Below are 21,960 nucleotides of genomic sequence, written 5' to 3' on the forward strand. Positions count from 1 at the left end.
TGGGACACCGAAGTTACCGTTCTTGGGGCTGCTGCGCAGCCCAGCGGGGATAAATCCCCTCGCCACAAGGGCGGCGGCCAATTTAATCGCGGGGCACGAGATCCAGACACACCGAGTTGATGCAATACCGCAACCCCGTGGGCGGCGGGCCGTCGGGGAAGACGTGGCCCAGGTGGGCATCGCATTTGGCGCAGACCACCTCGGTACGAATCATGCCGTGGCTGACGTCCCGCACCTCCACCACCGCGCTGCCTTCGATCGGCGCGTAGAAACTCGGCCAGCCACAGCCCGAATCGAATTTGGTCTGCGAATCGAACAACGGCTCGTTGCAGCAGATGCAGTGATACACACCGTCGGTCTTGGTGGCGTTGTATTTGCCGGAGAAGGGCCGCTCGGTGCCCTTCAACCGACAGACGTTGTACTGCTCCGGATCGAGCATGGCGCGCCATTCCTCAAGGGTTTTTTCCAACTTTTCCATCGTCCTACCTCGGCAATTGAAAAAGCCCGATCCGACGCTTTTCCGCAGATCGGGCGGCACGTATGATTGCGCCTCGTCAGACGCCAGTCTGGCAGTCACGTCATGCGCATTCAAACGGATTGTGGCGCCTATACCGCGTCAGGCCTGGGCACAGACGCAGGATTCCCAGTTACGGTAGTTCATACGCCGCCTGGATCGTTCATTTTCGGGAACACATCGCCATGCAGGTCAGCAAATCGAACAAGCTCGCCAACGTCTGCTACGACATTCGCGGCCCGGTGCTCAAGCACGCCAAGCGCCTGGAAGAGGAAGGTCATCGCATCCTCAAGCTGAACATCGGCAACCCGGCCCCCTTTGGTTTCGAAGCGCCCGATGAAATCCTCCAGGACGTCATCCGCAACCTGCCGACCGCCCAGGGCTACAGTGACTCCAAGGGCCTGTTCAGTGCGCGCAAGGCCGTGATGCAGTATTACCAGCAGAAGCAGGTCGAAGGGATCGGCATCGAGGACATCTACCTGGGCAATGGCGTGTCCGAGTTGATCGTGATGTCGATGCAGGCCCTGCTCAACAACGGTGACGAAGTGCTGGTGCCGGCACCGGACTATCCGCTGTGGACCGCCGCGGTGAGCCTGTCCGGCGGCAACCCGGTGCATTACCTGTGCGACGAACAGGCCAACTGGTTTCCCGACCTGGCGGACATCAAGGCCAAGATCACGCCCAATACCAAGGCACTGGTGATCATCAACCCGAACAACCCGACCGGCGCCGTGTATTCCCGGGAAGTACTGCTGGGCATGCTGGAGCTGGCCCGCCAGCACAACCTGGTGGTGTTCTCCGACGAGATCTACGACAAGATCCTCTACGACGACGCCGTGCACGTGTGCACCGCTTCCCTGGCGCCGGACCTGCTGTGCCTGACCTTCAACGGCCTGTCCAAGTCCTATCGGGTCGCCGGTTTCCGCTCCGGCTGGATCGCCATCTCCGGGCCCAAGCACCATGCCCAGAGCTACATCGAAGGCATCGATATGCTGGCCAACATGCGCCTGTGTGCCAACGTGCCGAGCCAGCATGCGATCCAGACGGCGCTGGGCGGCTACCAAAGCATCAACGACCTGGTCCTACCCCAGGGCCGGCTGCTGGAACAGCGCAATCGCACTTGGGAATTGCTCAACGACATTCCCGGCGTCAGTTGTGTCAAGCCGATGGGCGCGCTGTATGCCTTCCCACGGATCGACCCGAAGGTCTGCCCGATCCACAACGATGAAAAGTTCGTCCTCGACCTGCTGCTGTCCGAGAAGCTGCTGGTGGTCCAGGGGACGGCGTTCAACTGGCCATGGCCGGACCACTTCCGCGTCGTGACCCTGCCGCGGGTCGATGACCTCGACCAGGCCATTGGCCGGATCGGCAACTTCCTCAAGTCCTACCGTCAATAAGCCGGGCAGCGTGCGAGGCCTCCTCACCTCGCACGCTGTTTGATTCAGCAACATATCCGTTCAGCCGGCTCCGTCGGGCCTTCTACACTGGAGATTGGACGGTCAACGTGCATCTGGGCTCAACGTTCACGGGGGGCAGGCAGCGTATTTCTTTTCCCTGGTCACTTTCAGAAAAGTCTTTCAAACATTTAGGACGCCTGTAGGACACAGTTTGAAATAGTCGGCGAGTTGAATAGCCTGCGGCAGCACCTTATATACCCCGCATAACGCTACATCTTTAGCATGAGGAGATTTTCACAACCATGATGCGCATCCTGCTGTTCTTGGCCACTAACCTGGCGGTCGTGCTGATTGCCAGCATCACCCTGAGCCTCTTTGGCTTCAACGGGTTCATGGCGGCCAATGGGGTTGACCTCAACCTCAATCAGCTGCTGATCTTCTGTGCGGTGTTCGGTTTCGCCGGTTCCCTGTTCTCGCTGTTCATCTCCAAGTGGATGGCGAAGATGAGCACCGGCACCCAGATCATCAGCCAGCCGCGCACGCGTCACGAACAATGGCTGCTGCAGACCGTCGAGCAGTTGTCCCGCGAAGCCGGTATCAAGATGCCTGAAGTCGGTATCTTTCCGGCCTACGAGGCCAACGCCTTCGCCACCGGCTGGAACAAGAACGACGCCCTGGTCGCCGTCAGCCAGGGTCTGCTCGAGCGGTTCTCGCCCGATGAGGTCAAGGCCGTACTGGCCCACGAGATCGGCCACGTCGCCAACGGCGACATGGTGACCCTGGCGTTGATCCAGGGCGTGGTGAACACCTTCGTGATGTTCTTCGCCCGGATCATCGGTAATTTCGTCGACAAGGTGATCTTCAAGAACGAAGAAGGCCAGGGTATCGCCTACTACGTGGCGACGATCTTCGCCGAGCTGGTACTGGGCATCCTCGCCAGCGCCATCGTCATGTGGTTCTCGCGCAAACGCGAGTTCCGCGCCGACGACGCCGGTGCACGCCTGGCCGGCACCAGCGCCATGATCGGCGCCCTGCAACGCCTGCGCGCCGAGCAAGGCCTGCCGGTGCACATGCCCGATACCCTGAATGCCTTTGGTATCAACGGTGGCATCAAGCAGGGCCTGGCACGCATGTTCATGAGCCACCCGCCGCTGGAAGAGCGTATCGACGCACTGCGTCGTCGCGGCTGACAGGTTCGAGCGTCAAGAAAAGCCCGCAGAGATGCGGGCTTTTTTTATCTGCAGGTTTATGCGCTGTCAGGTCTGGCGTCATCGCGAGCAAGCTCGCTCCCACAGGAATCTTCGGTGGACGCAGACTCTTTATTCACTGCCGATCAACTGTGGGAGCGAGCTTGCTCGCGATGGCGCCGGCATAGACGCACAGCATCAACGACTGGAAATCCGATACACCCGCTCATCCAGCCGCGTCACCCCAGCCTGCAAGAACTTCCAGCTTTCACCCAACACGTCCTGCTCCTGCAAGACCTCCAGCCGCCAGACATCCCCCAGCAGCCGCTGCACCTCATCATTTCCCACGGAGAAAGGCGGGCCAGGCATTTCATCCTGGTTGTAATCCAGGGTAATCAACAACCCGACGCCGTTGGGCAAGATCCTTTGCAGATGAGCCGCGTACCGTTCCCGCATCGGCGCCGGCAAGGCGATCAACGCCGCGCGGTCGTACAACGCCGTGCAATCGGCCACATCCTCCCGGTCCAGGGCAAAGAAGTCACCGCAGCGAATCTCGATATCAGCCGCACGAAAGACCTTGAATACGCCCTCCTCGCTCACGCGAGGCTCAAGCTGATGCTCAAGGAAAAAATCGGTTGCGGCTTTTTCCGACAATTCCACGCCCAACACCGAATACCCCTGATGGGCAAGCCACAGCAGATCCAGGCTTTTGCCACACAACGGCACCAGCACTCGACTGCCCCGCGCCAACCCCAGCTGCGGCCAGAAATGTTGCAGGTAGGGGTTCACCTCCGGCAAATGAAAACCGATCTGGTTCGATGACCAGCGCTTGTGCCAAAACTCGGGCTCCATGATTCGCTCCAAAAATTCGATCAAAACGCGCTAAAACTTATATTAGATTTAGATCATAGACCTGACGGAAGATGAGCCCATCTTAACGCTCAGGAGTCCGTTCATGCTGCCCAGCCTGTTTATCTCCCATGGCTCACCGATGCTCGCCCTGGAACCCGGCGCCAGCGGCCCGGCACTGGCTCGCCTGGCCGGTCAGTTGCCCAAGCCCAAGGCCATTGTCATCGTGTCCGCCCATTGGGAAAGCAATGAACTGCTGGTCAGCGCCAATCCGCAGCCGCGCACCTGGCACGACTTCGGCGGCTTTCCACCGGCACTGTATGAAGTACAGTACCCCGCGCCTGGCGATCCGCGACTGGCGACGCAGGTCGCGAACATGCTCAACGCCGCACACTTGCCAGCTCGCCTCGACCCTCAACGGCCGTCCGACCATGGCGTCTGGGTGCCATTGTCGTTGATGTACCCTGAGGCCGACATTCCGGTGGTGCAGGTTTCCCTGCCCAGCTATCAGGGACCGATGTTGCAGACACAGGTCGGCCAGGCCCTGGCGAGCCTGCGCCAAGAGGGCGTCTTGCTGATCGGCTCCGGCAGCATCACCCATAACCTGCGCGATCTGGACTGGAACGCCGGCCCTGACAGCATCGAACCCTGGGCCAAGGCCTTTCGCGATTGGATGGTCGAGCAACTGGCGGCCGACGACGAGCCCGCGCTGCACGATTACCGCCGCCAAGCACCCAACGCGGTGCGCAGCCACCCCAGCGATGAACACTTGCTGCCGCTGTATTTTGCCCGGGGTGCCGGTGGGACATTCAGCGTTGCCCATGCGGGGTTCACGATGGGGGCGCTGGGGATGGACATTTATCGGTTCGATTGACCGATGGACCGCGTCGCTTCGATCGCGAGCAAGCCCGCTCCCACATTGGGCCACGGCGCCCACAAGTACTGTGTTCACCGCAACCCCCTGTGGGAGCGGGCTTGCTCGCGAATGGGACAACCCCGGTCAACCTGATGCCCCCCACCAACAGGCAAAAAAAATCCCCGAACCAGTCGGGGATTTTTCATGTTCGATCAATCAGCCCAAGAGCCGATCAATCCTCGCGGTAGCGACGCAGCTTGAGCTGCTTGCCAGCGACGCGGGTATCTTTCAGCTTGGTCAGCAACTTCTCCAAACCATCTTCCGGCAGCTCGACCAGGCTGAAGCTGTCACGCACCTGGATGCGGCCGATCGCTTCGCGGGCCAGACCGCCTTCGTTGAGGATGGCACCCAGCAGGTTCTTGGCGGCGATGCCGTCACGGGCACCCAGCGCAGTACGGCAGCGCGCACGACCTTCGGCCAGCGGAATCGGTGCACGACGCTCGCGATCACCACGGTCCGGACGATCACCGGTACGCTCGGGACGATCGCCACGCGGTGCGCTGTTCGGCACCAGAGGACGTTCCTTCTCGATTGCAGCCAGGGTCAGCGCCTGGCCATTGGTGGCCTTGCGCAGCAGAGCAGCGGCCAGGGCACGCGGGGTGCAACCGATGTCGGCGGTCAGGCGATCAAGCAGATCACCGTGGGTCGATTCGGCGTCAGCCACGAGGGGCGACAGGCTGTTGGTCAGTTTCTTGATGCGGGCATCGAGAACGGCCTGGGCGTCCGGCAGGCGAACTTCAGCCACCTTCTGGCCAGTCACACGCTCGATCACTTGCAGCATGCGGCGCTCACGGGGAGTGACCAGCAGCAGCGCGCGGCCTTCGCGACCGGCACGGCCGGTACGGCCGATACGGTGAACGTAGGATTCCGGATCGTACGGCATGTCCACGTTGAACACGTGGGTGATGCGCGGAACATCCAGGCCACGGGCAGCGACGTCGGTCGCCACAACGATGTCCAGGCGACCATCCTTGAGGGAGTCGATCACGCGCTCACGCTGGTTCTGGGCGATGTCACCGTTCAGCGCGGCGGCTTTGTAGCCTTTGGCTTCCAGGGCGCTGGCCAGGTCCAGGGTCGCTTGCTTGGTGCGCACGAACATGATCAGGGCGTCGAAGTCTTCCACTTCCAGCAAGCTGAGAACGGCGGAAGTCTTCTGGTCGGCGTGAACCAGCAGGTGAGCTTGTTCGATCGCGGTGACGGTCTGAGTCTTGGTCTGGATCTTCACGTGTTGCGGATCGCGCAGGTGGCGCTCGGCAATGGCACGGATCGATTGCGGCAGGGTGGCCGAGAACAATACAGTCTGGCGGGTCGCCGGCAGAGCCTTGAAGATGACTTCCAGGTCATCCATGAAGCCCAGCTTGAGCATCTCGTCGGCTTCGTCGAGAACCAGGTGGTTCACGGTAGCCAGGACTTTTTCGTCACGACGCAGGTGGTCGCACAGACGACCCGGAGTGGCGACAACGATCTGCGCGCCATTACGGATAGCTTTCAGTTGTGGGCCCATCGGGGCGCCGCCGTAAACGGCCACAACGGTAACGCCAGGCATTTGCTTGGAGTAGGTTTCGAAAGCGGTGGCTACTTGCAGCGCCAACTCACGAGTTGGCGCCAGGATCAGGGCTTGCGGTTCGCGCTTGGCAGGATCGATGCGATGCAGGATCGGCAGGGCGAACGCAGCGGTTTTACCCGTACCGGTTTGCGCCTGGCCAATCATGTCGTGGCCGGCCATGATGATCGGGATCGATTGCTGCTGAATCGCCGAAGGTTCTTCGTAGCCGGTCGCGGTGACGGCAGCAAGAATGTTCGGGTTGAGATTAAAAGCGGCGAAGCCGCCGGTTTCCTGGGTCATGGGTCTGCCTCTAAGTGCATCCGCAAAGACCCATGCTCCAAAGCTGCGCATGCCGTGTTGAGACTCAAGAGTCGCCCTGGCTGCTTTGTCGGCGGGGATTTGCGAAAACGAATGAATGGAAAAAGAACGTCGTGGAAGCATCCGTTGTGCGGACATGCAACCGAAGCTGACTTCGGAGAATTGCGCTACCTTGACGCGGCCCGGCTAAAGGCCGGCGCGCACTATACCGGAATTTGCCCGAAAAGGGAGCTTTTTTTATTGCCAAACCCCGTTATGGGGCTCGCCGCCAGAAGGCCTTGGGGCCGCCAGCTAAAACGGTTCACCTCCCGACGACACAAACTTCATTGTGGCGAGGGGATTTATCCCCGCTGGGCTGCGCAGCGGCCCTATCGAGGTTCAGTCATTCGCAAATGCCTCAGATAAGTCGGGGGGCCGCTTCGCAGCCCGACGGGGATAAATCCCCTCGCCACAGGATCTTCGTCGTGCCCTGGGTTTGTGTCATGTCGCCGGGCGAATGGCCTTGATCAACGACTGCAACGAATAGCCCAGCCGCGGCGCCAGCCCTTCGGCCCTGGCGACCAGTCCTTGCATGTCCAGCTCCTGATCGAGGTCCGCCGGCACAATCAGGATCACATTGCCCTCCTTCACCGGCAGCTCCCAATAATGCCGATGGTACAAACCGCGCAAGAGCGCCGCGCCCAATGGCTTGCCGTCGTCGGTGGCCCATTGGTTGATCACCAGCCAACCGCCCGGGTTGAGGCGTTTCTGGCAGTTTTCCAGGAACCCCCAGGCCAGGTGCCCGACGCCTGGGCCGACATCGGTATAGAGGTCGACGAAAATCAGGTCTGCCGGCTCCGCCGTTTCAAGCAGTTGCAAGGCATCGCCAACGCGGATGTACAGTCGCGGATCGTCGTCCAGCCCCAGGTATTCGATGGCCAGGCGCGGCACGTCGGGACGCAGCTCGATGGCCTCGACGTCTTCCAGTGGCAGGAACTTGAGGCAGGCCTGGGTCAGCGTACCGGCACCCAGCCCCAGGAACAGCGCGCTTTCCGGCTGCTCGTGACACAACGCACCGATGAGCATGGCGCGGGTGTAGTCATATTCGAGCCAGCTCGGATCGGCTGTGAACACGCAGCTTTGCTCGATGGCATCGCCAAACTCCAGAAACCGGTAATCGGCCACTTCGAGTACGCGAATCATGCCGAACTCGTCGTGCACCTCGGCGAGCAAATGCTCGACGCGCTCCTCTGTCATTTCATCTCCTGATGGTTGCCGTGCCGGCATGAGCCTGCGGATACGGGACAAGGGCGCGATTGTCCGCGAAGCAAGCGGAACAGGTCACGTACTAATTTGCTGATAACATGGCCGTCCGAGCGTAAATCACCTAGAGATCATGATGAGCCAACCCTGGAGCCCTGACAGCTGGCGCGCCCTGCCGATCCAGCAACAACCCCGTTACCCCGACGCCGCGCACCTGTCGCAGGTGGAGCAGACCCTGGCCAGTTATCCGCCCTTGGTGTTTGCCGGTGAAGCCCGGGAGTTGCGCCGTCAGTTCGCCGAGGTGACCCAGGGCCGGGCCTTCCTGCTCCAGGGCGGCGACTGCGCCGAGAGTTTTGCCGAGTTCTCCGCGGCAAAGATTCGCGATACCTTCAAGGTGTTGCTGCAAATGGCGATCGTCATGACTTTTGCCGCCGGCTGTCCGGTGGTCAAGGTCGGGCGCATGGCCGGGCAGTTCGCCAAGCCGCGTTCGGCCAATGATGAAACCATCGATGGCGTGACCCTGCCGGCCTACCGGGGCGACATCGTCAACGGCATCGGCTTCGACGAAAAAAGCCGCGTCCCGGACCCGGAGCGGCTGTTGCAGTCCTACCACCAGTCCACCGCCACCTTGAACCTGCTGCGGGCCTTCGCCCAGGGCGGATTCGCCGACCTGCACCAGGTGCACAAGTGGAACCTGGACTTCATCGCCAACTCGGCCCTGGCGGAAAAATACAGCCACCTGGCCGACCGCATCGACGAAACCCTGGCATTCATGCGCGCCTGCGGCATGGACAGCTCGCCGCAACTGCGCGAAACCAGTTTCTTCACCGCCCACGAAGCGCTGCTGCTCAATTACGAAGAAGCCTTCGTGCGCCGTGACAGCCTGACCAACGACTATTACGACTGCTCGGCCCACATGCTCTGGATCGGCGACCGCACTCGTCAACTGGACGGTGCCCATGTCGAATTCCTGCGCGGTGTGAACAACCCGATCGGGGTCAAGGTCGGCCCGAGCATGGACCCGGACGACCTGATCCGCCTGATCGACGTGCTCAACCCGGACAACGACCCTGGCCGGCTGAACCTGATCGCCCGGATGGGCGCCAACAAGGTCGGCGAACACTTGCCGCCGCTGTTGCGCGCCGTGCAACGTGAAGGCAAACAGGTGCTGTGGAGCTCCGACCCGATGCACGGCAACACCATCAAGGCCAGCAGCGGCTACAAGACCCGGGACTTCGCGCAGATCCTCGGCGAAGTGAAGCAGTTCTTCCAGGCCCACGAAGCCGAAGGCACCTATGCCGGCGGGATTCACATCGAAATGACCGGGCAAAACGTCACCGAATGCATCGGCGGCGCGCGACCGATTACCGAGGACGGGCTGTCAGACCGCTACCACACCCATTGCGACCCGCGTATGAACGCCGATCAGTCGCTGGAGCTGGCGTTCCTGATTGCGGAGACGTTGAAGCAGGTTCGGCGGTAGGTTCTTCTTCGCCGGTTAGACGGCTATCGCGAGCAAGCTCGCTCCCACAAGGGGTCCCGGGTGACCACAGGTTTGGTGTTCACAACAGATCCAATGTGGGAGCGAGCTTGCTCGCGATAGGGCCTGCTCAGTCACCACCGAACTGAGCCAACGCCACCGCCAACCGCACCCCACCCACCCGCTGGCAGTTAAGCTGGACCTGCTCCAACCCCAGCCAATCGGCCATGCGCCGCAGGTTAACCGCCAAGGCCTGCACGCCCTCCTCGTCCAGCCCCGGCTCTTCCTCGTGCACCGCATGCACCGCCAACCGGCCCAGGGCTCGCTCCGCCCGCAGGTCCACCCGAGCCGCGATACGTTCATTGTGCAAGAACGGCAACACGTAATAGCCGTACATCCGCTTGTGGACAGGGGTGTAGATCTCCAGCCGATAGCGGAAATCGAACAGTCGCTCGGTACGGCCACGCTCCCAGACCAGCGAATCGAACGGCGACAACAAGGCACTGGCCGCGACTTTGCGAGGGATTTTCGCCGCGGGTGGGCACCAGGCTGGTTGCTTCCAGCCTTGCACCTCACAGCGCAACAGTTCGCCGGCCTCTTCCAACTCGGCCAGTCGCCCGCGGCTGTCGGCCGGCCCCAGACGAAAGTAGTCGCGCAGGTCCTTCTCGGTAGCGACGCCCAAGGCCTCGGCGGCATGCAGCAACAAGGCGCGCTGGGCCTGGGCCTCGTCCGGCTGGGGCTGTTGCAGGACCGAGGCCGGGAACACCCGCTCCGGCAAGTCGTAGAGCCGCTCGAACCCACGCCGCCCCGCCACGGTGACTTCGCCCGCCGCGAATAGCCATTCCAGTGCATGTTTCTCTGCGCTCCAGTCCCACCACGGCCCGGCCTTCTCCTGGCGCGTGGATAAGCTGCCGGCGCCCAGGGCGCCCTGCTCCTGGACCGACGCCAGGACGCGACGGATGACATCCTGGCGTTCATGACCGAAACGCGCCAATTGCTGGTAGATGCCCTCGCCACGGGACGCCCGATCCATGCGCCAGCGCATCAGTGGATACATGGACATCGGTAGCAGCGACGCTTCATGGCCCCAATATTCGAACAGCGTACGACGTCGGCCCTGGCTCCAGGCGGCTTGATCGAGCAAATCGCGAGGGTAGTGACCGAGGCGGGAGAACAACGGGAGATAATGCGAGCGCACCAGCGCATTGACGGAGTCGATCTGCAGGACGCCGAGGCGTTCGATCAGACGGTTGAGGCGCGAGGGTTGCACCGGAGCTGGCGACGACCGCCCATCGAATCCTTGGGCGGCCAACGCCAGACGCCGGGCCTGTTTGAGGGTAAAGGACACAGTCGCGGGCATGGAGATCTCCTTGTCTGCTCGCAACCTACCTCACCAATAAGGGGTTTGTGTAGGAAAGGATGGCTCATTTGTGCATTGGGTCATCCCAGAATGGCCGAACCACTTCCTGCTCCACATCGGCACGACTCACGCCGATGTCCTTGAGCGCCTCGTCGCTCATTCCGGCCAGCAGTTCGCGTTCGTGGTGCAATTCGTACCAGCGGCTAAACTTGTGCAGCAAGGCGCTGATGGAAAAGCCGTGGGAGAGTTTGTCTATCAGTAGATAACCTTTTTGACCTTTCATCGTGATGTCCTCCGTTGGGGATGGCTCAAGTCTCGCGCTAACGCTAAGATCAATCCAACGAATGTTTCTTATGCAATACATCTCGGAGATTGATCAATTGTCGAGTTACCCGAGCATCGATACGGAAGTGCTGCGTACCTTTGTCGCCATCGCCGACCAGGGCGGTTTCACTCGCGCCGGGGAATTGGTCAATCGCACCCAGTCTGCCGTCAGCATGCAGATGAAACGGCTGGAAGAAGACGTCTTGCAGCGACGGCTGTTCGAGCGCGACGGGCGTCAGGTCAAGCTCACCGCCGAAGGCCAGGTGCTGCTGGGTTACGCCCGGCGGATCCTCAAGCTGCACAGCGAGGTGTTCAACACCCTGCGCGAACCGCACATGGTCGGCACGGTGCGCATCGGCACGCCGGACGATTACGTGATGCGCTTCCTGCCGGGCATCCTGCAACGCTTCGCCCAGTTCTATCCCCTGATCGAAATCGAAGTGCACTGCGAGTCGTCCAAGCAGTTGCTGCTGCGCCAGGACCTGGACCTGTCCATCGTCACCCGTAAACCGGGGGACGAAATCGGCCAGTTGCTGCGCAAGGAGCGTTTTGTCTGGGCCGAAGCCGCCTGCTTCAACGTCCATGAACAAACACCGCTGCCGCTGGCAATGTTCAACAGCGATTGTTTCTGCCGGCAATGGGCCTGCAATGCGCTGGATGCCATGGGCCGTGATTATCGCGTGGCGTACAACAGCTCGAGCCTGTCGGCGCTCATGGCGGTGGTGGGCGCCGGCCTGGCAATCACGGCGCAACTGGAAAGCCTGCTGACCCCGGACATGCGCGTACTGGGCGAGGCCGAAGACCTGCCGGAACTGCCCGAGGCCAGCATCATGCTGATCCGCAACCTGCATAACCCGTCGCCGATCACCGAGTGCCTGGCCGAACACATCGTCGAAGGTTTCAAACTTTAAAGGCGAGCAACACCGCGCACAGCACCAGGAAACCGCAGAACAGCCCGCGCAACAGCCGCTCCGGCAAGGCGTGGGCGACTTTCACCCCCCAACTGATACTCAGCAGGCCACCGATAGCCAGCGGCAGGCCGATGCTCCAGTCCACTTCGTGGTGAAACGCATACGTGGCGAGGGTCACGCCGGTACTGGGCAAGGCCAGCGCCAGGGACAAGCCTTGGGCAACCACCTGGCTGGTGCCAAAAATGCTGGTCAGGATCGGGGTGGCGACAACGGCCCCGCCGACACCGAACAGACCGCCCATGGTGCCGGATGCAGCGCCCAGCACGCCGAGCCATGGCCAGCCATAACGCATTTGCGCCGAAGCAGGTGCGGTGGCGGCGAACATGCGAACCAGGTTGTAGAGCGTCAGCGCGATCAGGAACGCCACGAAGCCGATCCGCATGCTATCGGCATCGATCCCCACGGCCCAGATCGAGCCAAGCCAGGCAAAGCAGAACCCCATGGAAGCCAACGGCAGGACATGACGCAATTCGATGCGATTGCGCTGGTGGTAACGCCACAGCGCAAGCATGACATTGGGCACCACCATGACCAGCGCCGTCCCTTGGGCCAGTTGCTGGTCGAGGCCGAACCAGACGCCCAGCACCGGAATGGCAATCAGGCCGCCACCGATCCCGAACAATCCCCCCAAGGTGCCCAACACGGCACCAAACACCAAGAACAGTGCAAATTCGAACACAGAAGACTCCCCTTTTCCTCAGGCGCATATCCTACGCAGTCGGCGCCAGCGGGGAAACGTAACATCCATCCGAAATGTCAGAATTATCTGGCGCATTAAAGATTCGCCCGCTAGATTCGTAAGCATCATTGATTGAAGGTTTTGCCATGAACACCCTGCGCGACACCCCCGAAGCCTGCGAAGCCCTGTTGCTCGACAACCAGGTCTGTTTCGCCCTGCACTCCACATCGCTGCTGATGACCAAGGTCTATAAGCCGCTGCTACAGGCCCTGGGCCTGACCTATCCGCAATACCTGGCGATGATGGTGCTGTGGGAACAGGACGGACTGACCGTCGGTGAAATCAGCACACGCCTGCTTACCGACCCCGGCTCGCTGACCCCCTTGCTCAAGCGCCTGGAGGCCGAAGGCCTATTGAGCCGCACCCGCAGCCGGGAGGACGAACGGGTGGTCATTGTCGAACTCACCGAACAGGGCCGTGCCCTGCGGGAAAAAGCCCTCGACATCCCCCAATGCATCCTCGCCGCCAGCGGCCAGACCCTGGAACAGTTGAAGAAGCTGCAACATGACCTGCAAGCGCTACGCGGGCATTTGCAAGACAGCCTCTGACTCCCCCTGTGGGAGCGGGCTTGCTCGCGAAGACGCCGGTACATCCGATCCCCCCGCCAACTGAACCACCGCTTTCGCGAGCAAGCTCGCTCCCACATTGAAGTTGCGGCGCTCCCCTCTGTGGGAGCGAGCTTGCTCGCGATAGCGGGCTCCCTGCCTACCAGCTAAAAAATTTTTAACACCAACAAACCCCTCTAACTCAAGGGTTACAAGCCATTTCAGCTTGAATTTTCATACCCTTCTCAAAAATTTATCTTGCGCACAAAATATTAGCACTATACATTCTCTTCACACCTACTTAGCGCGCAAACATTTAGCGCAGACAAGACAACCCAGAAACGAGGCTCCCATCATGCAAACGCTCTACACCGCAATCGCAACTTCCACTGGCGGCCGTGACGGTCGTGCGATTTCCAGTGACAACGTCCTCGACGTCAAACTCGCTACGCCCAAGGAACTCGGCGGTGCGGGCGGTGCGGCGACCAACCCTGAGCAATTGTTCGCCGCCGGCTACTCGGCCTGCTTCATCGGCGCCCTGAAATTCGTGGCCAGCCAGAACAAACGCAAGATCCCGGACGACGCCTCGATTACCGCCCACGTCGGCATCGGCCAGATCCCCGGCGGTTTTGGCCTCGACATCGACCTGCACATCAGCCTGCCAGGGCTGGACCAGGCCGACGCGCAAAGCCTGGTGGACGCGGCTCACCACGTCTGCCCGTACTCCAACGCCACCCGCGGCAACGTGGATGTGCGCCTGCACGTGACCGTCTGACCACCAACCCTGGACCCGAACTCAAGGAGATGCACATGAACACATTCAGCAAAGCCCTGACCGGCACCCTTCTCGCCCTCAGCGTCAGCAGTGCCTTCGCCGACGGCATCGTCGAACACAACACCCAAGCGTTTCTCGACGTGCTCAATGCCGGCACCGGCAAGCCACTGGAGCAGCTGTCGCCCAAGGACGCCCGCGCCGTCCTGGTGGGTGCCCAGGCGGGGGTAAAGTTGACCTTGCCCAAGGCCGACGTCAGCGAGAAAACCATCCAGGTCGATGGCCAGCCGATCAGCCTGACCATCGTTCGCCCCGCCGGGGTCAAGGGTGAGTTGCCGGTGTTCATGTTCTTCCATGGCGGTGGCTGGGTACTGGGCGACTTCCCGACCCACGAGCGACTGGTCCGGGATCTGGTGGCGGGGTCCGGTGCCGTCGCGGTGTTCGTCAACTACACGCCTTCACCCGAGGCGCATTACCCGGTGGCGATCAACCAGGCTTACGCCGCGACGAAATGGGTGGCCGAGCACGGCAAGCAAATCAACGTCGATGGCAAGCGCCTGGCCGTGGTGGGCAACAGCGTCGGCGGCAACATGGCGGCGGTCGTGGCCTTGATGGCGAAGGACAAAGGCACGCCGGCGATCCGTTTCCAGGCATTGCTGTGGCCGGTGACCGATGCCAGCTTCGAGACGGCGTCCTACAACCAGTTCGCCGAAGGGCACTTCCTCAGTAAAAACATGATGAAGTGGTTCTGGGACAACTACACCACCGATGCCGGGCAACGCGGCGAGATCTATGCCTCGCCGCTACGGGCCAGCACCGCGCAACTCAAGGGCCTGCCGCCAGCGCTGGTGCAGACCGCCGAGGCCGATGTCTTGCGCGATGAAGGCGAAGCCTATGCCCGCAAACTGGACGCGGCCGGTGTGCCCGTCACGGCCGTGCGCTACAACGGCATGATCCACGACTATGGCTTGCTCAACGTGGTCAGCCAGGTGCCAGCGGTGCGTTCAGCGATGTTGCAGGTGTCCGAAGAGCTCAAGCAGCACCTGAAGTGATGATGGAACCAGGAGAAGCCACGGGATCTGGTATTCAGTCCTGAAATAAAAAAGCCCGACTCAATGGTCGGGCTTTTTCATACAGAAGGCTTCGCTTACTTGGCGCGACCTTTGTAGGAACCGCCTTCGCGGGTATCGATCTCGATCATGTCGCCGATTTCGATGAAGTCAGCGACCGACAGTTCGGTACCGTTCTTCAGTTTGGCAGGCTTCATGACCTTGCCGGAAGTGTCACCGCGAGCGGAACCTTCGGTGTAGTCAACCTGACGCACGATGGTGGTCGGCAGTTCTACGGAAACCAGGCGCTCTTCGAAGAATACGGCTTCGCAGACGTCGGTCATGCCTTCTTCGATGAATGGCAGAACGCTTTCGATGTCTTCGGCGTTCAGCTCGTACATGGTGTAGTCAGTGGTGTCCATGAACGTGTAGGTGTCGCCGCTGATGAAGGACAGGGTCGCTTCTTTGCGGTCGAGGATCACGTCGTCCAGTTTGTCGTCGGCGCTGTAGACGATCTCGGTCTTGTAACCGGTCAGCAGGTTCTTCAGCTTGGTCTTCATGATCGCGCTGTTACGACCCGACTTGGTGAACTCAGCTTTCTGAACCAGCCAAGGATCGTTTTCGAGACGGATCACGGTCCCGGGTTTCAGTTCTTTACCAGTTTTCATTGCGAATATCCGAATTTGGATGGGATTTACAAAAATCTAGGCCGCGTATCATATCCAATTTACATAAAACTTCACCAGCGCTGCGGCAAGATCGGGTCGCGAAGCCTGTTCCAGACACCACGCCTGGGCATGTTCGGCCAGTTCCCGCTGGTGTTCGCGGCTGCTTTTCCAATGCTCAGCCATGTCCTGGCCGGCATTCCAGGCCCGCCAGAGACCACTGGTCGCTTTTTGCGCGGCCGGTGAAAGCCCCTGATTGTAGAGCCTGAGAAATGCCTCGAGCTTTTCCAGGTGGACGTCTTCTTCCTGCTGGTAGATGTGCCAGAGCAAAGGCCGACCGGCCCATTGCGCGCGGACGAAGGAGTCTTCGCCACGCACGGCGTTGAAATCGCAGCACCACAGCAACTGGTCGTACTGGTCCTGGCGAATGAACGGCAGCACCTGCACCGTCAGCGCCCCGCGTCGATGCAGCGCACCGACCTTCAGGCCCTCGACACCGAGCCAACGCTCGACGTCGCCCAACACTCGCCCTTCGGGAACCAGCACATGAAATGCCTGGGTATCGGCTGCCATCGCGTCAAACCAGCTCGCCAGCCCGGCGTTCTCGTAGGCGAACAGCGAGATCAGCCAGGCTTGCGGCGCCCGCTCGACGCCCAATCCTTGCAGGAAGCTGCGTTGCGCTTCGGCATCCTGCTGGAATTGCCGACGGCGCTCCAGCAGACCGGCCTCACGCAGCAAGCCACCCGTTCCCTCCCGAAAGCCCGGGAAAAAGAAATATTTCTGCACGTGTTTGTATTTGACTGACGGTAAGCCATGGCAACCGATCACCCAGTCTTCGGCGCTCAAATAATCGAGGTTCATCCACAAGGGCGTCGTCTGGCGTTCGGCCATCGCTTCCATGTAGGCACTCGGCAACTGGCAGGCAAACGCGGCGATCACCACCTCGGCGGCCTCGGTGGACTGCCACTCAGCAGGCCAGTGGCACACTTGCACGCCCTGCTGCCATTGCTCGGGCAGGGTGATATCGATTTGCGGGCACAGCCGTTCGAAGGCACGCAGGTCGTCGACCCACAGCCGCACCGCGCATTGGTGCTCGGCCACCAATTGCCGAGCCAGGCGCCAAGTGACACCGATGTCGCCATAATTATCGACGACGGTGCAGAAAATATCCCAGCGCACAGCCATTCCCGACTCCCTGTGACAAAGGCCTGATTGTCCCGAATAAACCGATCGCGCAGAAGAGCCGACGGCGATTAATCTTCATGCGACAATCAGCGCCTGCCCATGACCCTGCCAGGAAGCAGCCATGCCCGATCACTCGACACCCTCGCGCCTTACGGCTTTGCAATTGACCTTCAGCATTGCCCTGGGCCTGTGGCTGGGGTTCCTGGCCATCGTGTTGACAGGCTGGCTACTGTCCAGATTCCTGTTCAACGAACAACTGGCCCCGGTGGCCGCCGCCGTCCATCAACTGGCGCAACCACCGACGGTGCAACCGCCCCCCGAGCCGCCCACACCGATGTTCGAGCAGTATCAGCAGAACCTGCAAAGGAACGAGCAGCGTCAGGCGCTTGATCAGGCCCGCAGCAATCCTCGCAACCTGTCCAACCCCAAGTGCCAGTTCTGGCTGCAACAGGACCAGAATGCGCCCAGTGAAAAAAGCCGCGCCAACGTGCTGCAATTCTGCGAATGACATGAACAAACAGACCGTCCACCAGTTGATTCTCGACAAGCTCGAGATTGATCTCGATATCGCCGAGCGCGCCGCGCAAACCGCTTACGAAACCGCGACCCACGAAGAAAACATCGCCGAGAACAAATACGACACCCTGGGCCTCGAGGCGTCCTACCTCGCCGCCGGACAAGCCCGGCGCGTGGAAGAAATCCGCCAGGCGCTCACCCTTTGTCAAAACCTGACATTGAGGCCTTATGACGAGCAGCGCGGCATTCAGGTCGGCACATTGATCGGACTGGAAGATGAGCACGGCCGCCAGCAATGGCTCTTCCTCGGGCCGGATGCGGCAGGCTTGAAGGTCTCGCTGGTAGGCCAACCGATCACCGTCATCACCCCCCGCTCACCGCTGGGCCGAGGCCTGCTGGGCAAGTTCGAGGGGGATGAGGTGGAGATCGTGGTCGCAGGCGCCCGGCAACAGTTCACTGTCACCGAGGCGATCTAGGCAGGTATTTTTTTAGTGCACCGGCAGTTCTACGCCGTCGAACAACTCTTCGAGTTCCTGCTTGTTGTGGCACTGGATAGCCTTGGCCATCACTTCCCGAGTCAGGTGCGGCGCGAATTTCTCGATGAAATCGCACATGAAACCCCGCAGGAAAGTGCCACGACGGAAACCGATCTTGGTCACGCTGGATTCGAACAATTCGCTGGCATCCAGCACCACCAGGTCACTGTCGAGCTTGGTATCGACGGCCATCTTCGCGACGATGCCCACGCCCAGGCCCAGGCGGACGTAAGTCTTGATCACGTCGGCGTCGGCGGCGGTGAACACCACTTTTGGCGTCAGGCCACGATGGCTGAAGGCTTCGTCGAGCTTGGAACGACCGGTGAAACCGAATACATAGGTGACGATCGGGTATTCGGCCAGGGCTTCGAGAGTCAGCTTCGGCAGCTTGGTCAACGGATGGCCGTGGGGCACGACCACGCAGCGATTCCAGCGGTAGCACGGCATCATCACCAGGTCCCCGAACAGCTCCAGGGCCTCGGTGGCAATGGCGAAATCCACCGTGCCGTCGGCAGCCATCTCGGCGATCTGCATCGGCGACCCCTGGTGCATGTGCAGCGCCACGTCGGGGTATTGCTTGATGAAGTTGCTGATCACCGGCGGCAGCGCATAGCGGGCCTGGGTGTGGGTGGTGGCGATCGACAAGGTGCCTTTTTTCTCGTTGGAGAATTCCTGGGCGATCTGCTTGATGCTTTCGACCTTGCGCAGGATCTCGCCAGCCGTGGTGATGATGCGCTCACCGGCCGGGGTCACGCGGGTCAGGTGCTTGCCGCTGCGGGCGAAGACTTCGACGCCCAGTTCGTCCTCCAACAGGCGGATCTGCTTGCTGATGCCGGGTTGCGACGTGTAGAGGCTTTGGGCAGTAGCGGAAACGTTGAGGTCGTGGTGCGCCACTTCCCAGATGTAGCGCAGTTGTTGAAGCTTCATATGTATCCCTCAAAGCAGTTGGACGCCACGGGCATCAGCGACGGTATATAACTATATGGAAGGTTTCGACAATAAATCTAGAACTTTTTATAAAAACGCCATCATTTAGCCTCAAGCCTCGCCCTGACGTCGACGCTGGACCAGCGGTACCAGGTAGACCGGTACCCGGGATAACTGCAATACCCGGGCAGCGGTCCTGCCCAAGGGGGTTTCACCGTTCGCCCCTTGGCAATGACTGCCTACGATCAGCAAATCAACGGAGAGTTTCGCAGCCTGCTCCAGAATGACCTGGGAAGGATCGCCCTGGTACACCCTGACCGACCTGATCAGTTTCAAGTCCTGTTGCCCTTCCCCCAATTCCTCACGGAAACTGTCGAGCACCCGCTGTTCGATGTTGGCCATCACCGTATTCAGACCTTGGCGATGGAATTCGTTCAGCGCCTGCTCATCGAGATAGCTTTGCAACACCGATTCGGCGAACAGCCCCATCGGTTCCACCGCATGCACCACATACAACTCGGCCTCAAACGTCCGTGCCAGCGCCAAGGCATGCTGCATCACATAAGGGGCATAAAGGCCCAGGTCTGTGGCGTACAGCATCGAACGAATCATGTGACCTCCTCACGTGCCAGAATGGCGGAGATTGATTCAGCTTAGCAGCGCCTTGGGGACTGCGACGTGCGGCCTGACGTCCCGACTCAGAGGCAGTCAGGGCTTTATTTCGTTACTGATGCCATGGGGCACGTGACCAGTGGCGACCACCTCCCGGGCCAATTCGCAGTGACCGGTCTGGTCATCGAAAAACACATCGGCGGCAAAGGCCTCCAGGAAGGCCGATTTGGTCAGGCCGCCGAGAAACAGCGACTCGTCCAAACGGATATCCCACTCACGCAAAGTCCGGATGACCCGCTCATGGGCCGGTGCCGAACGGGCGGTCACCAGGGCCGTGCGGATGGGGCAGGCGTCCTCGGGGAACTCGCGTTGCAGCGCGTTGAGCGCCGCCAGGAAGCCCTTGAACGGCCCGCCTCGCAGCGGCTCGCGAGCAGCCTGTCGTTCGCTGGCCTGGAAAGCCTCCAGACCACCGGCCTGATAGACACGCTCCGACTCATCGGAAAACAGCACGGCATCGCCGTCGAAGGCAATGCGCAATTCTCCGCTGGCGGCGCGACTGGCCCCACCCGACAGGATGGTCGCCGCGGCAAATCCGGCGTCCAGGGCGCTGCGCACGTCCTCAGCATGGGTGGACAAGAACAGGTCGCAACCGAATGCCTTGAGGTACGGGTAAGGACTGCGGCCGCCAACGAAGGCCGCGCGCGAAATCGCCAGCCCATAATGATGGATCGAGTTGAACACCCGAAGGCCGGTGTCGGCACTGTTGCGCGACACCAGGATCACCTCGACCCGGGCACGCCCCAGGTGTTCGTTGAGGTCCAGCAGTTTCTGCACGAGGGCGAACGCGTCGCCGGGTGCCAGGACTTCGTCTTCATGCTCGATCTGGTATTGCCGATAGGCCTCGACGCCACTGGACAGGTACACCTTGTGGCTTTCCCTCAGGTCGAACAACGCCCGCGACGAAATCGCCAGCACCAGTTTGTCGTCGATGTTGTTTGCCATGCCACTCCCCTTTCGCCCCGCTCAGCGGTTACAGCGATCCATGAACACCAACGCCTGATACAAGGCTTCGATTTTCGGCAGCTCACACCCTGCCGCTTTCGCCGCCGCCAATGGCCGGCCGTAGATCGCGTCCAGTTCCAGCGCTCGCTTGTGGGAATAATCGTGGTACATGCTCGGCCAGTAATCGGGCATCTTCTCGGTCATCATGAACAGATACTCGGCATAACCCGGCGCGATGTGATGCCCGCAGGCTTGCGCACCACGGACCACCTCCGCCATCAGCGCCTGGATCAATTCGCGGCTATGATCGTTGGCCATCAACGGCGTGGTGCTGGCGTCCAACAAGACCGAAAGACCGTTGTACGGCACATTCCATACCAGCTTCTGCCAGCGGGCCTGTTGCAAGCCAGGCATGGCCTGGGCCTCGATACCGGCGCTGCGGAACAACGTCGCCGCCTCTTCGACGATTGCCATGCGTTGCGCCTGATCGGCACAGGGACCGCTGTGATAACCGACGTTGACCGCGCCAAGTGCCTGGTGGGCGATGACACCAGGGCTGAGGCGATGCACGCAGATCAGGCACAGGCCACCCAGCAGATGCAGCGAATCGGGCAACAACGGTCGAAGATCGTCCTCGACGTCCAGGCCGTTCTGCAGCAACAGGACTTTTGCCCCGTCAGCGGCAGCCTGGGCAATGGCCGGAGCCAGATCGGCATTGCTGGTGGTCTTGGCGCCGACCAGCAGCCAGTCACAGGGCGGCATATCGGCTGCCGAGCGATAGGCCTGGACGGGGTCGAGGGCCAGCGTGCCATGGACCGCGCTGTCGATTCGCAAACCGGCTTCGGCCACGGCAGCAAATTCGCTGCGCAGTAGAAAGTGCACGTCAAAACCGGCGCGCGCCAGCATCACGCCATAAAACCCGCCAATCGCCCCGGTGCCGATCATCCCGATCCGCGGTTTAACCCCTGCCTGCATCGTTGCAACTCCCCTGGTAAAAAAGGTTCTTCACGGATTACCGGGAAAGACGCTCTTGATCTTCATGAAAAAGAATTCGCTATCCCGGTAACCGTACGCCATCCGCTTGATGACCTTTATTCGATTGTTTATTCCTTCCAACTGACCGGTGTGCATCGGCCAGCGAACCCGGCTCACGATGCCCCGCCAGTAACCCTTTAGCCGTTTGGCGAACTGGATCAGAGCTGGTATTTCGCTTTCATGCGCATGGCGCAGCCATTGCTTCCAGGTCGATCGCCAACCCCAGGCAGTACTCGGGGTCCAGAGTGTTTTGAGTTCAGCCTTCATCAAGTA

The 21,960-nt window shown here is 60.9% G+C and carries 24 protein-coding genes; 10 read left to right on the plus strand and 14 right to left on the minus strand.

Annotated elements, in window-relative coordinates:
• Window positions 1-82: 82 nt before the first annotated feature.
• Entirely contained in the window at window positions 83-478 is a 396-nt protein-coding gene (msrB, locus tag BM317_RS02055; RefSeq protein ID WP_060738535.1) for a peptide-methionine (R)-S-oxide reductase MsrB, read from the minus strand.
• A gap of 221 nt (window positions 479-699) precedes the next feature.
• Between msrB and BM317_RS02060 the strand changes: the two genes are divergently transcribed.
• Both BM317_RS02060 and htpX read left to right on the plus strand, forming a co-directional pair.
• Entirely contained in the window at window positions 700-1,911 is a 1,212-nt protein-coding gene (locus tag BM317_RS02060) for a pyridoxal phosphate-dependent aminotransferase (protein WP_018603142.1), read from the plus strand.
• A gap of 302 nt (window positions 1,912-2,213) precedes the next feature.
• Entirely contained in the window at window positions 2,214-3,101 is an 888-nt protein-coding gene (gene htpX / locus BM317_RS02065) for a protease HtpX (RefSeq protein WP_003183732.1), read from the plus strand.
• 195 nt (window positions 3,102-3,296) lie between these two features.
• On the opposite strand, the gene BM317_RS02070 is transcribed toward htpX, so the two are convergent.
• Complete coding sequence (locus BM317_RS02070) at window positions 3,297-3,950, minus strand: thiopurine S-methyltransferase (RefSeq protein WP_092472916.1); 654 nt, start codon at window positions 3,948-3,950, stop codon at window positions 3,297-3,299.
• Between the two features lie 103 nt (window positions 3,951-4,053).
• Between BM317_RS02070 and BM317_RS02075 the strand changes: the two genes are divergently transcribed.
• On the plus strand, window positions 4,054-4,821 hold the full coding sequence (locus tag BM317_RS02075) for a DODA-type extradiol aromatic ring-opening family dioxygenase (RefSeq protein WP_092472918.1): 768 nt from the start codon (window positions 4,054-4,056) through the stop codon (window positions 4,819-4,821).
• Between the two features lie 214 nt (window positions 4,822-5,035).
• Here the strand turns inward: BM317_RS02075 and BM317_RS02080 are convergent, their stop codons facing one another.
• Entirely contained in the window at window positions 5,036-6,709 is a 1,674-nt protein-coding gene (locus BM317_RS02080) for a DEAD/DEAH box helicase (protein ID WP_072408331.1), read from the minus strand.
• A 498-nt stretch (window positions 6,710-7,207) separates the two neighbouring features.
• The gene (locus BM317_RS02090; RefSeq protein WP_092472920.1) at window positions 7,208-7,963 is read right to left on the minus strand and encodes a spermidine synthase; all 756 of its coding nucleotides are present in this window, start codon (window positions 7,961-7,963) and stop codon (window positions 7,208-7,210) included.
• Window positions 7,964-8,105: 142 nt separating this feature from the next.
• Here BM317_RS02090 and BM317_RS02095 point away from each other — a divergent pair, with 142 nt between their 5' ends.
• Window positions 8,106-9,452: a class II 3-deoxy-7-phosphoheptulonate synthase gene (locus tag BM317_RS02095; RefSeq protein WP_092472922.1), complete on the plus strand. Its 1,347-nt coding sequence runs from the start codon at window positions 8,106-8,108 to the stop codon at window positions 9,450-9,452.
• A gap of 127 nt (window positions 9,453-9,579) precedes the next feature.
• On the opposite strand, the gene BM317_RS02100 is transcribed toward BM317_RS02095, so the two are convergent.
• Both BM317_RS02100 and BM317_RS02105 read right to left on the minus strand, forming a co-directional pair.
• Window positions 9,580-10,809, minus strand: coding sequence for a winged helix-turn-helix domain-containing protein (locus BM317_RS02100; RefSeq protein ID WP_092472924.1), 1,230 nt, complete (start codon window positions 10,807-10,809; stop codon window positions 9,580-9,582).
• Window positions 10,810-10,873: 64 nt separating this feature from the next.
• The gene (locus BM317_RS02105) at window positions 10,874-11,092 is read right to left on the minus strand and encodes a DUF1127 domain-containing protein (protein ID WP_053120494.1); all 219 of its coding nucleotides are present in this window, start codon (window positions 11,090-11,092) and stop codon (window positions 10,874-10,876) included.
• A 97-nt stretch (window positions 11,093-11,189) separates the two neighbouring features.
• Here BM317_RS02105 and BM317_RS02110 point away from each other — a divergent pair, with 97 nt between their 5' ends.
• A complete protein-coding gene (locus tag BM317_RS02110) occupies window positions 11,190-12,044 on the plus strand; it encodes a LysR substrate-binding domain-containing protein (RefSeq protein WP_027912697.1) in 855 nt (284 codons plus the stop codon).
• Here the strand turns inward: BM317_RS02110 and BM317_RS02115 are convergent.
• Window positions 12,034-12,783: a sulfite exporter TauE/SafE family protein gene (locus BM317_RS02115; RefSeq protein WP_092472926.1), complete on the minus strand. Its 750-nt coding sequence runs from the start codon at window positions 12,781-12,783 to the stop codon at window positions 12,034-12,036. The genes BM317_RS02110 and BM317_RS02115 overlap by 11 nt on opposite strands.
• Before the next feature lie 146 nt (window positions 12,784-12,929).
• Between BM317_RS02115 and BM317_RS02120 the strand changes: the two genes are divergently transcribed.
• The 3 genes from BM317_RS02120 (at window position 12,930) to BM317_RS02130 (ending at window position 15,212) form a co-directional block, all read left to right on the plus strand.
• Window positions 12,930-13,391 carry a MarR family winged helix-turn-helix transcriptional regulator gene (locus BM317_RS02120; RefSeq protein ID WP_092166850.1) on the plus strand — a complete coding sequence of 154 codons (462 nt, stop codon included), beginning with the start codon at window positions 12,930-12,932 and terminating at the stop codon, window positions 13,389-13,391.
• Between the two features lie 352 nt (window positions 13,392-13,743).
• Window positions 13,744-14,163: an organic hydroperoxide resistance protein gene (locus tag BM317_RS02125; RefSeq protein ID WP_092166853.1), complete on the plus strand. Its 420-nt coding sequence runs from the start codon at window positions 13,744-13,746 to the stop codon at window positions 14,161-14,163.
• Between the two features lie 35 nt (window positions 14,164-14,198).
• Window positions 14,199-15,212 (plus strand): alpha/beta hydrolase, encoded by a 1,014-nt coding sequence (locus BM317_RS02130; RefSeq protein WP_092166855.1) that lies wholly within the window; start codon window positions 14,199-14,201, stop codon window positions 15,210-15,212.
• 95 nt (window positions 15,213-15,307) lie between these two features.
• Here BM317_RS02130 and BM317_RS02135 read toward each other — a convergent pair whose 3' ends face one another.
• Together BM317_RS02135 and earP are read right to left on the minus strand one after the other, a co-directional pair.
• Window positions 15,308-15,877 carry an elongation factor P gene (locus BM317_RS02135; protein ID WP_003199385.1) on the minus strand — a complete coding sequence of 190 codons (570 nt, stop codon included), beginning with the start codon at window positions 15,875-15,877 and terminating at the stop codon, window positions 15,308-15,310.
• 48 nt (window positions 15,878-15,925) lie between these two features.
• Window positions 15,926-17,059, minus strand: a complete 1,134-nt coding sequence (earP, locus tag BM317_RS02140; RefSeq protein ID WP_092176940.1) for an elongation factor P maturation arginine rhamnosyltransferase EarP — start codon at window positions 17,057-17,059, stop codon at window positions 15,926-15,928.
• A 121-nt stretch (window positions 17,060-17,180) separates the two neighbouring features.
• Here earP and BM317_RS02145 point away from each other — a divergent pair, with 121 nt between their 5' ends.
• Both BM317_RS02145 and BM317_RS02150 read left to right on the plus strand, forming a co-directional pair.
• Window positions 17,181-17,567, plus strand: a complete 387-nt coding sequence (locus BM317_RS02145; protein ID WP_092176943.1) for a hypothetical protein — start codon at window positions 17,181-17,183, stop codon at window positions 17,565-17,567.
• A gap of 1 nt (window position 17,568) precedes the next feature.
• A complete protein-coding gene (locus BM317_RS02150) occupies window positions 17,569-18,051 on the plus strand; it encodes a GreA/GreB family elongation factor (RefSeq protein WP_092176946.1) in 483 nt (160 codons plus the stop codon).
• Window positions 18,052-18,063: 12 nt separating this feature from the next.
• Here BM317_RS02150 and cysB read toward each other — a convergent pair whose 3' ends face one another.
• The 5 genes from cysB to BM317_RS02175 form a co-directional block, all read right to left on the minus strand.
• Window positions 18,064-19,038, minus strand: coding sequence for an HTH-type transcriptional regulator CysB (cysB, locus tag BM317_RS02155; RefSeq protein WP_092176949.1), 975 nt, complete (start codon window positions 19,036-19,038; stop codon window positions 18,064-18,066).
• A 111-nt stretch (window positions 19,039-19,149) separates the two neighbouring features.
• Window positions 19,150-19,650, minus strand: a complete 501-nt coding sequence (locus BM317_RS02160; protein ID WP_060738547.1) for a universal stress protein — start codon at window positions 19,648-19,650, stop codon at window positions 19,150-19,152.
• Window positions 19,651-19,746: 96 nt separating this feature from the next.
• Window positions 19,747-20,652 (minus strand): 5'-nucleotidase, encoded by a 906-nt coding sequence (locus BM317_RS02165; protein ID WP_092176952.1) that lies wholly within the window; start codon window positions 20,650-20,652, stop codon window positions 19,747-19,749.
• 21 nt (window positions 20,653-20,673) lie between these two features.
• Window positions 20,674-21,627 (minus strand): putative 2-dehydropantoate 2-reductase, encoded by a 954-nt coding sequence (locus BM317_RS02170; RefSeq protein WP_092472928.1) that lies wholly within the window; start codon window positions 21,625-21,627, stop codon window positions 20,674-20,676.
• Window positions 21,628-21,657: 30 nt separating this feature from the next.
• Window positions 21,658-21,960, minus strand: a 303-nt coding sequence (locus tag BM317_RS02175; RefSeq protein ID WP_139236002.1) for a transposase, incomplete at its 5' end; no start/stop codon positions are given.

It is taken from the genome of Pseudomonas sp. NFACC24-1 (genome assembly GCF_900115235.1).
GTDB lineage: Bacteria > Pseudomonadota > Gammaproteobacteria > Pseudomonadales > Pseudomonadaceae > Aquipseudomonas > Aquipseudomonas fluorescens_AA.

Excerpts from the sequence above, each read along its gene's own strand:
- msrB (WP_060738535.1), bottom strand. The coding sequence starts at position 478 with ATGGAAAAGTTGGAAAAAACCCTTGAGGAATGGCGCGCCATGCTCGAT.
- BM317_RS02060 (WP_018603142.1), top strand. The coding sequence starts at position 700 with ATGCAGGTCAGCAAATCGAACAAGCTCGCCAACGTCTGCTACGACATT.
- htpX (WP_003183732.1), top strand. The coding sequence starts at position 2,214 with ATGATGCGCATCCTGCTGTTCTTGGCCACTAACCTGGCGGTCGTGCTG.
- BM317_RS02070 (WP_092472916.1), bottom strand. The coding sequence starts at position 3,950 with ATGGAGCCCGAGTTTTGGCACAAGCGCTGGTCATCGAACCAGATCGGT.
- BM317_RS02075 (WP_092472918.1), top strand. The coding sequence starts at position 4,054 with ATGCTGCCCAGCCTGTTTATCTCCCATGGCTCACCGATGCTCGCCCTG.
- BM317_RS02080 (WP_072408331.1), bottom strand. The coding sequence starts at position 6,709 with ATGACCCAGGAAACCGGCGGCTTCGCCGCTTTTAATCTCAACCCGAAC.
- BM317_RS02090 (WP_092472920.1), bottom strand. The coding sequence starts at position 7,963 with ATGACAGAGGAGCGCGTCGAGCATTTGCTCGCCGAGGTGCACGACGAG.
- BM317_RS02095 (WP_092472922.1), top strand. The coding sequence starts at position 8,106 with ATGAGCCAACCCTGGAGCCCTGACAGCTGGCGCGCCCTGCCGATCCAG.
- BM317_RS02100 (WP_092472924.1), bottom strand. The coding sequence starts at position 10,809 with ATGCCCGCGACTGTGTCCTTTACCCTCAAACAGGCCCGGCGTCTGGCG.
- BM317_RS02105 (WP_053120494.1), bottom strand. The coding sequence starts at position 11,092 with ATGAAAGGTCAAAAAGGTTATCTACTGATAGACAAACTCTCCCACGGC.
- BM317_RS02120 (WP_092166850.1), top strand. The coding sequence starts at position 12,930 with ATGAACACCCTGCGCGACACCCCCGAAGCCTGCGAAGCCCTGTTGCTC.
- BM317_RS02125 (WP_092166853.1), top strand. The coding sequence starts at position 13,744 with ATGCAAACGCTCTACACCGCAATCGCAACTTCCACTGGCGGCCGTGAC.
- BM317_RS02130 (WP_092166855.1), top strand. The coding sequence starts at position 14,199 with ATGAACACATTCAGCAAAGCCCTGACCGGCACCCTTCTCGCCCTCAGC.
- BM317_RS02135 (WP_003199385.1), bottom strand. The coding sequence starts at position 15,877 with ATGAAAACTGGTAAAGAACTGAAACCCGGGACCGTGATCCGTCTCGAA.
- earP (WP_092176940.1), bottom strand. The coding sequence starts at position 17,059 with ATGGCTGTGCGCTGGGATATTTTCTGCACCGTCGTCGATAATTATGGC.
- BM317_RS02145 (WP_092176943.1), top strand. The coding sequence starts at position 17,181 with ATGCCCGATCACTCGACACCCTCGCGCCTTACGGCTTTGCAATTGACC.
- BM317_RS02150 (WP_092176946.1), top strand. The coding sequence starts at position 17,569 with ATGAACAAACAGACCGTCCACCAGTTGATTCTCGACAAGCTCGAGATT.
- cysB (WP_092176949.1), bottom strand. The coding sequence starts at position 19,038 with ATGAAGCTTCAACAACTGCGCTACATCTGGGAAGTGGCGCACCACGAC.
- BM317_RS02160 (WP_060738547.1), bottom strand. The coding sequence starts at position 19,650 with ATGATTCGTTCGATGCTGTACGCCACAGACCTGGGCCTTTATGCCCCT.
- BM317_RS02165 (WP_092176952.1), bottom strand. The coding sequence starts at position 20,652 with ATGGCAAACAACATCGACGACAAACTGGTGCTGGCGATTTCGTCGCGG.
- BM317_RS02170 (WP_092472928.1), bottom strand. The coding sequence starts at position 21,627 with ATGCAGGCAGGGGTTAAACCGCGGATCGGGATGATCGGCACCGGGGCG.